Origin of the sequence: Saliphagus sp. GCM10025334 (assembly GCF_042663485.1) — an archaeon.
In the GTDB taxonomy this organism is placed as follows: Archaea; Halobacteriota; Halobacteria; order Halobacteriales; family Natrialbaceae; genus Natronosalvus.
The window spans coordinates 57,919-70,211 of record NZ_JBHTAF010000006.1 but is presented as its reverse complement, the minus strand read 5'-3'; the positions used below and the strand labels follow the sequence as shown (position 1 = coordinate 70,211).

Sequence of the window (12,293 nt, the reverse complement as noted above, 5' to 3'; positions counted from 1 at the left end):
GCAGTTTTCCCCGTGATTGGAATCTCAACGGTATGTTCGCAGTAGCTTAAGAGAATAAGTGCCTATAGAAGAGGTTTCAACAGACCCGAATCATAGTACGTCGATTTGAATTAATCGCATCCGATCCTTTTACCCCCAGGCGTTCTCATATTCGCAAACTGATTGGAAGTAGCTTGGATCATCAACAACTGGACGAGGGATCGTTCCTTCATCAAAATCGCTCAGATGACCCAGATGAATCGGAAAGTGCCCTGTTGATGGGTCGTCGTCGTGACTGGTCGCGACGAGGCGACGATTGACGAGTCGAAGCGTCGCAGTATCATCCTCGCTCTCCGCGCGTCGTTTCCAAGTCGCAACGGCGTTCCGGACTGACTCCTCCTTACCTGGTGCGATGCCATTGTTAGGAACGTTGATCCAAATATGCTGATTTTCGGTAAGGTAAAACCGTCCAGCAGTCTCGCGGTACTGCTCGTATGTCTTGACAAGTTCTGGGTGGTCGAACGCTGATTTAAAGCGATAGTCGCGCCACGTCCAGATTAGTGAACTATCGTGGCCGACGCTCCAGCGTTCTCCGTGATTAAATGGGAAGCCACGCCAGACACGAATTTCCCCAGTTTCCGGTTGCAGGGGATCTGAATTGATGATCTCGAAATCGATTGTACCGTCGAGTTTCCCGACGTACGCAGGAATCCAACCACTGTTGACGGGGGCTTCGTCGATGTACTTGTAATCGTCGGCGGGAATTTTCGTGAGAACCTCATTTCCAGCTGTAACACGAATGCTACCGTAACCACCGCTTTTGCCCATGAGAACAAGCGCCCGTCGAAGACCATCTGGGACATCAGTATACACACTGAGATCGCGTTGTTCCCACTTGAGAACGACGTCGTCAAAGTCGTCATCTGAAACGAGACTATACTTCGAACCACGGTAGGCTGACGGCCAGGGCTGGCCGGGTTCGATGGTGACGGACGTGTTGTCGTCGAGCGGAACGGTCGTTGAAACTTCCTCGAGTGATGCGGCCATGGTATTAGAATCCCTCCAAATAATCGTCGAATGCCTCGTAGTCTCCGTCTTCGTCGGGGTCTGCATACAATACTCCTCTCTCACCATCGGGCGCTCGACCACCACCGAGAGGGTGATCTTTAGCCACCTTTTGGTTGACATCCCGCGAACTCGAGTCTGTATTATCAGCAGGTATATCGTCTTCATCGAATTCCAGCACAGTGACGTTGAACGCTCGGGCTCGGCTAACTTCGAACGGATCTATCTGCTGGCGCGGCGCAGGAATCGAAGGGATGTCGACGAGGTCGTCAAGCGGGCCGTCGTGGTTCTCTCCCTCCTCGAGAATCGTTCCGACGACGGGTGGTGAGAGTGCGACATGGCGGAACCACGTCTCGACGTGTCCTCCGTCGAACAAGAAGATGTTCTCCTCGGAAGCGAGCTCGGTTGCACGGTCACTGAACGTACCATTCGTGACCACAGCCAGTTCCGATGGTGAACGTGTATCCTCGACTCGTACTGTACCGTCAACGACTGCATTAATCTGTGTGAGACCGATAAGATCACCTGTTGTCGGAGCCATCCGCAGCCCGACTGTCTGTTGCTGGCGATGCCAGTAGAGATCGACTGCTACATCCTGATTCACTGCTGGTCGTACGGTATTCCCCTCAAATTGCTCGAGAGCGAGACCGATAACACGAGCAAATTCGCGACGTGAGAGATACTCGAGATCGTCGGCGCTGAGAACGCGAGCCTCAGGATCTCGTGGCACAGCATCGGTCGAGGGGGCTTGTGAGAGCGGTAAATCACCATTCCCTGTCCTTTGCTCGTTGGGCGTGGCATCGATGATTGACTTGATGCGAGCCTCTGGAACGCCCTCGAGTTCTTTTTGAGCGAGTATACTGACGAGTTTCTGTTGGCTCACTCCAGTCTGTCGTGCGTTTCGAATCAACGCACTAACGTTATTCGTGGCGTGCCAATCCGGTTGAGAGCGATTTCGACTCATCGCCACACCTCCATGATACGGCCGATGAAACCGACACCGTGCCGTTCCACGATGGTTTGGTCATTTTGATCGATCACTATGATCTCGTCGGACCTAAGCAGGCGCTTGCCGTGGATGACGATGAATTGTTTGTTTTTGCTGGTCCGAACGGATCTGAAGTTGGGGATATCCGCCCGGATACCCGATGGTACCTCTGACGTTTCGAGGCTATGGCACGTTTCACACTTGCCGTCCTCGAGCGCAACTGTCGCGACACTCTGTCGACAAAGTTGACATTTCTCAAGGTGATCGTCACAGACCTCTTTTCCCGAAACAGGGTCTATACTGGCATGTTCTGAGCACAGGCGTTTACCCCCAACGTAACACTTTCCGAGGTGTGCACGACAGCGAAGAACCTCCTCATCGGGTCGTTCTGCTGGTTCACAGCGGGAACAAACAGAGAGGTGGCGGGAACAGTGTAATTCCTCATCGTCGACACAGATATCTAGATGCTCTAGACACTGAACCGTGTCACAGGACGCGCATAGCTCGCGATGATCAGGACACAGGGTCTTGTGGCAATTGAGACATTGTTCGAGGTCTCTCTCGCAGATGGTCTCTCCACATAAATCACATGTCCCCATGTGGTCTTGACAAACGGCCGCCTCGCAAGCGGTACACTTCTCGAGGTGTGCGTGACAATGGTCGTGACCGTCGATCTGGCAGCTTGCACGATCGTCAACACATCGAATCGCATCACAGGTTGCACATTGCTCACAATGGTCCAGACAGAACGTGTCGTGACAGGCAGTACACTGTTTATGGTGGGCTCCACAGACAGCCTCGCCACAATCTTCGCATTTCGTCACGTGCTTCTCACAGAATTCCTCTCCACATTCGGTACAGGTCTGCGCATGGTCGAGACAGTGGTCGATGCCACACTCAGCACAGCTGACTGTGTACTCCGGACAGAATGGCTTGTCACAGTGATCACACGTGACGATATCGTCCTCGCAAACGGGTACTTCGTAGTGTGCGCTGATAACCGCGTGTTCCTTGCAGACATTCTCGTCACAGACGGTACATGCCTCGAAATGCGTGTGACAATGGACCTCTCCATCGATGCAACAGGTGGCGTGGTCATCGGCACAAAGGGGTACATCACACGTCCCACAGAACTCCCTATCATCTTTACAGACCGGCTTCCCGCAGCAGTCACAATCGGTGACGTAGCTGGGTGTATAATGGTCCGTACACATCCTACATTGCTCGACATGGTCGAAGCAGCGCGTTTCGTCCGTATCGATTGCCACAGTCCGATGCGACGGACAGAACCCACCGTCGCAGACGACACAGTGTTCGAGGTGATCGGCGCAAACGGTGTCTCCCTGATGATCACAGGTCGTCGCGTGAGAGCGACAGACGAATTCCTCACAGTGAACGCATTCGTCGCCTGCTTCAGTACAATAGACGTTCCCACACTGCGTACACACACGCTGATCCACTGGACAGAGTGTCTCGTCGTGGTCCGTGCAGGTCGATGCGTGTGACGAACACAGCGGATCTCCGCACTGATCACAGATCTTAGTATGTTCGTGACAGAGGTCGTCGCCGCATTCGGCGCACGCGATCGCATCATCCAGACAAACAGTCACTTCACAGACCGTACACGCAACACGGTCGTCTTCACAAACTGAACGACCACACGTCTCACAGGCCAACAGATGATCGTCGCCGAAGTGCGCTGCACAGATCCCACAAGAGGTGGTACTCTCGATACAGTGATATCCATCACAACCGTCGCAAGCGACGGCATCATCGAGACACCGTGTGGCACCACACGTCACACAGTTCACGCGGTCATCCGGACACAACTCGCACTGACATGCCGTACATTCCTCTAAGTGGTCATGGCAGACTTCGTTGAGACACGAATCGCACTGGTCAATGTGATCTTGGCAATACAGCGCTTCGTCGATACAACACTGTCCAAGATGCTCGTCACAGTGAAACGAATTACAGATACCACAGGATTGGCCGCATGCGAGGCAAGTTGCTTCATCGTCTGACGAACACGTTGTTGCGTGATGGCCACAGACCATCCGATCACAGTGGGTACAATCGTCACCACAGTCGTGGCATTCGACGCGGTCACAGAGGTCACAGACGTTTATTGGAGTCTCACAATTCGGGCATCCAGTCGTTCCGCACTCCTCACAAAAGTCAAGACAGCCACCACAGATGACGGTTCCACAGCTACACACCTGTGGTCGCGTTCGTGTAGTAAAACTCGTTCCACAGGTATCGCAATCGAACGCGATAACACCGTCTGTTGCTGGTGCATACTGGACTGTCGTGTCGCCCGTTCGCTCACCATCGCTTAGCTTGAGATGTAGATCGCCGAACTCGTGTGTGACAATCGTCACCCCCGCTATCGAGATATCTACATCAACGGTATGTCGCTCCGTCGTCGCAATGATTTCTTCAAGTTCTTTTTCTCGATAGCGCTCACGTTGCTCCTGAATTGTCTGCTTTATGTGCTTGTATTCGCGCTTGGCGTTCTGAAGATTATTTTGATAGCGGTTTCGTGTCGTATCCTTTCGAGCTTTTTGTTTCTTCGTCTGCCACTTGGAGATCTCTTCTTTCTGTGCCTCGAGTTGCGTACCGAGTTCGTCGCGGCGCTGTTCGTAGAGGTCCCCTATTTCGTCTATTCGTTTGTCGGTAGCCGCTTCCGCTTCGTTGGTCAGTTCTGTGACCTCGTCATCGATACGTTCGCAGACGGTGTCAACGGCGGACTCGTAGTAGCGCTCGACAGCGCTCTCATCGACGGTGAGATTGCTCGTTTCGTGTCTCCGAGCGAGTGGTCCAGTATGTGCGAGTAGACGCTCAGTCAGGCTCGGAAGATGACTGCCGCTCTCGAGGTCGACTGTCACGGTCTCGAACCGCTCACGGTGGAACGTACTTACACTCTCGATTTCAACAACGAAATGAAACGAAACTGCGTTGGCAGTCTGTTGGGGTTTGAAATCCTCGATGGTGACAGAGAGTTCGGAAACATCTAACACTGACGGGAGTTGAACCTGCAGATCGGCTGCAGTGAGAGAGAGGTGACTGATTGAGAGATCTTGTTTTGCGAGGTCGACCAACGCGTTGAACGCTCGAGAGCCTGGTTGAACCAGCAAGTCTTCTCGTCCTGGCTGTCTATCTTTTGGATCGAAGACAATGGTGACATCTTGCTCTTCGGTGAGATCGCTGAGGGAGTTCGGAAGTTCTACCCGCCAGCATTCTGCATTACGTCGATCGACAGTTCCGCCATGAGCCTCGATAGTTGTCGCGGTAAATCGTCTGATACCCAGTCGGTTTAGAACACCCACATTATCGACACTCATTCGTCCCCTCCAAACTCGAACCCATCAAAAACTCCGCGATTGAAATCGTTCATTTGTTCCGCTGCTTCTGTATTCTCTTCGAGGTCGACTGCCATCTCCTCGAAATTATTCTCGAGTTCGATCTTCGAATCGGCATCGCGCAAGCGATCGAATACCTCACGTTCGAAGTCTGTCCCTGACTGTTCCATACGTGAGAGGATGTCCCGCAACCCTCCGATTGACTGATTGAACAGGTCTATCTTCCCGAATAACTTGTCCAAGACGTGCTCCTCGATCGTCCCCTCTAGCGCCATATTGAACACATGGACCACGCGTTCCTGGCCGATGCGGTCAACACGCCCAATACGTTGTTCGACCTTCATCGGATTCCAAGGAAGGTCATAATTGACGAGAACATTACAGAACTGCATGTTTCGACCTTCACTGATAGAATCTGTTGCGACCATGATGCCGCCCTCCACCTCGAAATCGGCGACCTTGCGGTCTTTGGCCTTGCTAGAGAGGTCGCCGTTCACGACGTGAACGGGGAGGTCGAGGTCACGGGCACTACTAGCGATGGCATCTTGCGTTGGCCGAAATTGCGTAAAAACGATAGCTCGTGTCGTTCCGAGCTGGTTGTTGATCGTCTCGATGATGTTCTGAAGACGGCGTTGCTTCGTCGTCTGATCGATATTTTCGATAACCGACTGAATGTCCGACAGAGACTTGCGTTCGTTCGACGTCAGGATCTTGTCCTCGTCCTCGAGCCATTTTCGAATCGTGCCGTCAACAGCATATGGACTTGAGACGACCTCTTTCTGGAGAGTGAATAGGACCAGATGACGTGCTCCGGCACTCGAATAATGTGATCGAACGTGATCGGTTACGGCATTGTATAACTCCATCTCCGCTGAAGAGGGTTTGAAAACGTTCGTGTGGACTTCGCGATTTGTAAAGTCGATTTTAGTCTCCTCTCGCCGGTTCCGGATCATCACGCGATTAAGTTTGTGCTGGAGTTCCTCGCTACGCTTAATCTGAGCATCGTCGCTATCCGCGACGTAACGCTTGTTGAACTGCTTTCTAGTGCCGAGCATTCCTGGTCGGATGAGATTGATAATGTTGTACAGATCTGTGATATCGTTTTGAATTGGCGTTGCCGTCGCGAAAAAGCCCTCTCCGTAATCAATTGCTTCGATCAAATCGTATCGCTTCGTATCCTCGTTCCGAACATAGTGGGCCTCGTCCAAGACTAGAACGTCCCATCGTCGTGAGAGGACATCGTTTCGATGTATCTGCGTCTTCGCTGTATCAACACTCGCGATAATTTTGTCGTGGGCATCAAACCCTTCGAATTCATCGTCATAGTTACAGACGAAATCTAGCCCAAATTTCTCCTGTAATTCAGTCTGCCACTGGAGTGCTAACTGTGCGGGCGTCAATACGAGAAAGCTGTCTCTCGTGTCGCGAAAGTCCATCTCCTTCAGGACCATCCCGATTTCAATCGTCTTCCCCAGACCTACCTCGTCGGCGAACAATGCGCCGCCACTCATTTGGAACAGCGCTCGATGTGCTGCCTGAAGTTGATGATCGAGGAGTTTGATCTTGTCTTTGATCTCCTCAATAGAGAGCAATTCTTGCTGTCCTTGCGCAATTGAAAACTGTCGCGCCTGAAGGTTTAGAAGATGTTCTATCGAATTATTATCATTGTTTCTCTCGAGTATGGATACCACTGGCGAGCTGTCGTCAACAGAATATGACGCACCCGGTGATTTACCGGACTGCGACGCGTCATTGGCCATCTATACCACCTTATTAGCCAATTAGCTAATAAGACTTGTTGCCGTACATCTTGCGCTCATTCTAATTCAGACATCATATAGGATAAATGAATGTATGCACGAGCCAATTTCACTCAAAAGGAAACAGCGAGAGTTCTACGGGTCAGGTGACTCGTGGTACTTTACGATAATTCACCCTCTGATCTGATCATTTCCGAATAGTGGCTTACCGGTTGTCCAAATAGTGTTATTGAAGTCATTTCCCAAAACCGATTGTCTACATTTGTTCCCGTCAGCGGAATGTCTGCTTGGTCACAAGTTACTTTTACTATAACTCCCTAGGTATATCCTACCATATGGGGAATAAATCTTCTCTTGCACTAGGGGATGAGTGGCCCGAACACTACCGGGGTTTTCAACTCCAAATTAGTCCGAACGGTAGTGTCTGGTGGCAACTTTATAATGGGACTGACCGTCTCCAGCTATCTCCAGAGCCTACCGATATTGTGGATAGGTTGCTCGAGCAGAAGCGTCTCGGAGGAAGAATCCATATTACAGAGAATGGGGATGTACTGACACGGTTGGAAGATGCCGATTCAGGAGAATACAAAAACATCTACATTGGTGAGTTCGATCTCGATGGAGAATTAGTTCCTGAAGATGCTCCAGAGTACAGTATTCCTATCCGGCCCACAGATTTAGAAGAAGGAGACCTCTGGCCAAGTGTCTATGATGGTGCTCGATACTCGTTCGTTGGGAATAGGGCTTGGTGGCAAAATGGGGCAACGAACCGTCGCCATCGGGTCGAGGGTGGATTACCACAGCGAATCCTACAACCAATAAAGCAGTACAAACCTGAGGGTGGCTCATTTCGCATTACACCATGGGGTGATGTGATTACCCTGGTTCCGAGCCACCCAGCGCCAGGGACTGTTAGAGAACAGTTCTCCGACATTCCCCGTGTCGTGCAGAATATCATCAAACTACGCAAAGAACGTGGTGTAGAGATGCTGCCGATCTACGTTGGGAATATCGGGGACTATACCATTGAGGTGAATGAGCCACGATCGCTTACCGACGAGCTATCCGCTGAGGAACGTGAATCCCTGTCGTCATGGGCGAGTGGGCTCGGCCAGACTTCGAGTACATCATCTAAGGAGCACAAAACCACTCCTACTGAATCTACTAAACCGAACAGCGATACCAACCAGAAAGACGATAGTAGTGAATCGGATGAATCTGGGTCTGATGCCCCGGAATTTTTCGATGATCCGGTCGATTGGATACGTGAAGATATAGAATCAAAGGAGTAAGGATGTTTGCAACTATAACTAGTGATTCGACTACCGTGCCAATAGCTGGCAACAAGGATGTCACACTTGAGCCAGGGATGCCCTGGCCATCAGCCTATAGGGGATCACAGTATAGTATCGTCGAGTCAAGGCGACATCATCAGACCGTCCTACAGTGGAAGTATAACGATCTCGTTGTTATGGTCGAACCACCAGCGAATCTCACTAAAACCCTCCGAGACCTAGGAAAATCCGATGGAACTGGAAAAGGGAGTATCCGAATTACCGCTGGTGGAGAAGTACTCACTAAAATCTACAGCGATCAGTACGTCTACGCGAATCGGGCACCAGTTGATAGTGGATGGATACCAGTCTATGTAGGAATGTATGACGGTGACAACGGGTTTGACATCGAATTAGATCCTGACCTTCCAACCAGTGAGGTCGACGTCTGGGGCGGGTTCCCGTTCAATCATGGTGAGCGTTGGGCGGTCAGTTACGACGACAAACTCATTTGGAAGTGGCGTGACTATCGATTCGAGTCAGCATTTGATCATCCTGAACTTATCGCCGCCTATCAGGAGTATCGGAGTACTGCAGGCCGACTCTATATCAATGAGTTTGGACACATCTACGCAAACGTTCCTCGTGAAGAAGTTCCGGACGACAAAGCGACCGAATTGGATGATCTCTATACCCAATGGGAGCAGAAAGTTGACGAACAAAATAATATCGCGGCACAACGCTTGGTGAATCGTAGACTCGAAGTTACGGGTGATGGAGAACCTGAGAAGGGGCATTTACCGCTCTATCTTGGCCATCTCTCTCAATTTGACGATGGTGTAATTCCACGACCCGTTATCGATGACGAGACGTACTACGTTAAAACTGCTCGAGGCGAAGAACTGGGCGATTACTAACAGATGGGACGACGCTTTCCAACGCCGATCATTGGCGTTCCAACGGACCCAGACCGCTATCAGACAGTTGTCAAAATTGCTGCTAATTCCGAATTAGGAATGGATTGGAGTGCCTTCCAAGATCGGTGCCATGAAGAGTTGCGAAAGCCAGGGACCAACGAACAATACTCGGAATCGTACATTAGCCGTATCCTCTCTACATACGCAGAGATAGGCGTTGTTGATCGTGATGATGATACTGTCCATCCGTCTCCGTTCGCAACGGACTACCTGACAGGTGATCTAACGTTCTCTGAGTTCCTCTGGAAATCACTGAAGCGTAGCTGGGTTGCTATGGGGACGAAACCTGAAGGTATCGAGGGGTTAGAGCGGATTCTACGTGTCTTGGAGGACAATGCTGAGGGTATATCACAAGGTACGATCCGGTCAATACTTGCAGAGGATTACGGCTATGAATTCAACGATCAGGGGATCCGTGGCTATCTACCTCTCTTGGTATTGCTCAGAGTAGCTGAAAAGAACGGCGAGACGTATACGATAACATCGGAAGAGACAGTAAATCGCTACAAACGACGATTCAGAAACACGGATATCTTCGACACGTTAGAAACGCGTCTCAAGCGTGAGGGATCTACTGTCGAGCCACCAAATCAGGCAGCCAAGCGGGACATGATGAAGTACTATATGTACCGTGAGTCTGGCGGCTGGAACAAACGCCGACAGTGGTACAAGACCTTTTGGTCGGATTATCTTGATCCGGATACGAGAGAGGGGACTACTGGCAGTGAACTTCGGCGAAAGCAAAAGTATCGGGATGCACACAGCCGTCGCAGCGATCTCCGTGATCAAATCATCGAATCCTATCCATCATTTGATTCACAGGCGCTGCGAGGACTCTCAGCGGGTGTCCTGAAGCGAATGTTAAACGCTGACGATGAGCAGGAGGCTCATCGGATACGGATTTCTGCTGGAAGCGGCATGTCACGTGCGGATCTTGAACTATTACAAGATGAAGACCGGGCATCGTACACGTTCCCTTCAGAGTTCGCTCTATACAATTGGCAACATGAGGCGGCCAACCAGTGGTTTGGACAAGATAAGGACCGAAGACCGGAAACCGGCATTGCACAGGTTGTCACGGGTGCTGGAAAGACGGTCATGGCACTAGAGATTATACGACAGTGGATCCAGAAGGATTCAGACGATCGAGTGACTACCATCGTCGTTCCGACGAAGGTGCTGATGCACCAGTGGCTCACCGAGTTAGTCTCAAAACTAAACGTCCCGATAGATGAGCTCGGCTGGGCAGGTGGTGGTCACAAAGACGACTTCGAGGATTGTCGTATTATTGTTAGTATTGTGAATAGTGCAGTTAAAAATGACTATCTGGACCGTGTATTGGATGATGCTGAGAGACCGAACCATCTAATGGTTGCTGACGAGTGCCACCGTTACACAGGCGACAAATTCTCAAATATATTCGACTATCATCGAACAGCATCGCTTGGCCTCTCAGCAACGCCTGTCTCGAGAGAAGACGAATTAACCGAATCGGATAAACTCCTATTAGAACAGCTTGGGGAGATATACTATAAACTCACATATGATGAGGGTATCCAGCAAGGTCTCATTCCAGAGTTCACTATCGAGTACGTCGGTTTCGATCTTGCCCAACCAGAACAACGTGAGTATGACGAACTCTCACGGAAAGTCTCGAATGCCGTCAAAGAGATCCACCAGATGTACGAGCGTCAACTCTACGAGCTATCTGGGAGTTTTTCACAGAAACTCCATGTAATCCGGAATAACGCTGATGGTCCAACTGGTGCAATTGCCGACTACTTCCAGTACACTCAAGAACGACGAGAGCTGGTTGCGAATGCCGTCGCTCGGCAGGCTATTACCCTCCATTTATTACGAGATGCCGTCGATACTGATCAGAAAACGATCGTCTTTCAAGAGAGAATTAGACAGCTTGAACAACTCATTTCACCGTGGGAACATCGGGGAGTAAACGCACGAACGAAGGAAGTATCAGCTGACGATTCGGGATATCGACAACGCCTCTATGAGACATTCGACGGGCTAGAGACAGTCGATAGAAAGATCGAGGAGTTGTTTGAGCGACCGGATTACTGGCCGGTGATGTATCATTCGGGACATTCACGAAACGTCTGGAACGACATTGCGATGGACTGGTTCCGAGAAGACGACATGGCGAACGTGATGTTAAGCGTGAAGGCACTCGTTGAGGGGGTTGACGTCCCGAGCGCGGACGTGGGTATCGTACGGGTCTCGAGTAGTAGCATCCGCCAACGGATTCAGACACTAGGACGGATCTTACGAACTGGAGAAGATGCAACCCAAGAGTCGACGCTCTATGTTCTCTATGCGAGGGATACGGTTGATGAACGCATCTTCGAAGAGTATGACTGGCAAGATGAACTCGCAAGTGCGAAAGTCAACCACAAGGTGTGGGAACGCGATGGGGAGAGCTACGCAACTGGGACGATTCGCCCAGCTACTCCTGAGGAATATCCACCGCGCCCAGAACCGGAGATTGTCCCGGATGCAGACGAACTTGATCTGGGTGATCAATACGAAGGGACTCGCGAACCGGTTAAGCAGGTGAGCGTCGATAGTCAGGGACGATTATTCAGGAAGACACGAGACGGCCGGCAGTACATTTCCACAGATGAATTCAAAGAGGAGATCGCATTTGTCCGTCGAGAGAAGGGTGGTGGGACGATCATTATCAACGAACACGACCATATGTTAACCGTTCTCGAAGATGGGCCAGTCTTTCTCGGAGTAGTAGACGATCCGAACGTCTTCGAACCGGATGCGAGTCCAGATCCGTTGAACGAAACAGAGACTCAGATTGTATCCAACGGAACTGGAAGCCTGACAGAGGACCCAGATGATTTTGACGATATATTTGGGTGAAA

Annotated in this window: 8 protein-coding genes; 5 read left to right on the top strand and 3 right to left on the bottom strand. The window is 50.9% G+C overall.

Annotated elements, in window-relative coordinates; genetic code table 11:
- Nucleotides 1–129 precede the first annotated feature (129 nt).
- Both ACFQO4_RS18425 and ACFQO4_RS18420 read right to left on the bottom strand, forming a co-directional pair.
- Nucleotides 130–1,026 carry a hypothetical protein gene (locus ACFQO4_RS18425; protein ID WP_500262316.1) on the bottom strand — a complete coding sequence of 299 codons (897 nt, stop codon included), beginning with the start codon at nt 1,024–1,026 and terminating at the stop codon, nt 130–132.
- 4 nt (nt 1,027–1,030) lie between these two features.
- Entirely contained in the window at nt 1,031–1,927 is an 897-nt protein-coding gene (locus tag ACFQO4_RS18420) for a hypothetical protein (protein ID WP_500262315.1), read from the bottom strand.
- A 761-nt stretch (nt 1,928–2,688) separates the two neighbouring features.
- Here ACFQO4_RS18420 and ACFQO4_RS18415 point away from each other — a divergent pair.
- Together ACFQO4_RS18415 and ACFQO4_RS18410 are read left to right on the top strand one after the other, a co-directional pair.
- The gene (locus ACFQO4_RS18415) at nt 2,689–3,537 is read left to right on the top strand and encodes a hypothetical protein (RefSeq protein ID WP_500262314.1); all 849 of its coding nucleotides are present in this window, start codon (nt 2,689–2,691) and stop codon (nt 3,535–3,537) included.
- An 858-nt stretch (nt 3,538–4,395) separates the two neighbouring features.
- Nucleotides 4,396–4,869, top strand: a complete 474-nt coding sequence (locus ACFQO4_RS18410) for a hypothetical protein (protein ID WP_500262313.1) — start codon at nt 4,396–4,398, stop codon at nt 4,867–4,869.
- Between the two features lie 503 nt (nt 4,870–5,372).
- Here the strand turns inward: ACFQO4_RS18410 and ACFQO4_RS18405 are convergent.
- A complete protein-coding gene (locus ACFQO4_RS18405; protein ID WP_500262312.1) occupies nt 5,373–7,154 on the bottom strand; it encodes a DEAD/DEAH box helicase in 1,782 nt (593 codons plus the stop codon).
- Between the two features lie 335 nt (nt 7,155–7,489).
- On the opposite strand from ACFQO4_RS18405, the gene ACFQO4_RS18400 reads away from it, so the two are divergent.
- The 3 genes from ACFQO4_RS18400 (at nt 7,490) to ACFQO4_RS18390 (ending at nt 12,291) form a co-directional block, all read left to right on the top strand.
- Nucleotides 7,490–8,446 carry a hypothetical protein gene (locus ACFQO4_RS18400; protein ID WP_500262311.1) on the top strand — a complete coding sequence of 319 codons (957 nt, stop codon included), beginning with the start codon at nt 7,490–7,492 and terminating at the stop codon, nt 8,444–8,446.
- A 179-nt stretch (nt 8,447–8,625) separates the two neighbouring features.
- Nucleotides 8,626–9,345: a hypothetical protein gene (locus ACFQO4_RS18395; RefSeq protein ID WP_500262310.1), complete on the top strand. Its 720-nt coding sequence runs from the start codon at nt 8,626–8,628 to the stop codon at nt 9,343–9,345.
- Between the two features lie 3 nt (nt 9,346–9,348).
- On the top strand, nt 9,349–12,291 hold the full coding sequence (locus ACFQO4_RS18390) for a DEAD/DEAH box helicase (RefSeq protein WP_500262309.1): 2,943 nt from the start codon (nt 9,349–9,351) through the stop codon (nt 12,289–12,291).
- Nucleotides 12,292–12,293 lie beyond the last annotated feature (2 nt).

What these genes read in the sequence shown, in the direction of transcription:
- ACFQO4_RS18425 (WP_500262316.1), bottom strand. Translation starts at nt 1,026, where the DNA reads ATGGCCGCATCACTCGAGGAAGTTTCAACGACCGTTCCGCTCGACGAC.
- ACFQO4_RS18390 (WP_500262309.1), top strand. Translation starts at nt 9,349, where the DNA reads ATGGGACGACGCTTTCCAACGCCGATCATTGGCGTTCCAACGGACCCA.
- ACFQO4_RS18405 (WP_500262312.1), bottom strand. Translation starts at nt 7,154, where the DNA reads ATGGCCAATGACGCGTCGCAGTCCGGTAAATCACCGGGTGCGTCATAT.
- ACFQO4_RS18395 (WP_500262310.1), top strand. Translation starts at nt 8,626, where the DNA reads ATGGTCGAACCACCAGCGAATCTCACTAAAACCCTCCGAGACCTAGGA.
- ACFQO4_RS18400 (WP_500262311.1), top strand. Translation starts at nt 7,490, where the DNA reads ATGGGGAATAAATCTTCTCTTGCACTAGGGGATGAGTGGCCCGAACAC.
- ACFQO4_RS18415 (WP_500262314.1), top strand. Translation starts at nt 2,689, where the DNA reads ATGGTCGTGACCGTCGATCTGGCAGCTTGCACGATCGTCAACACATCG.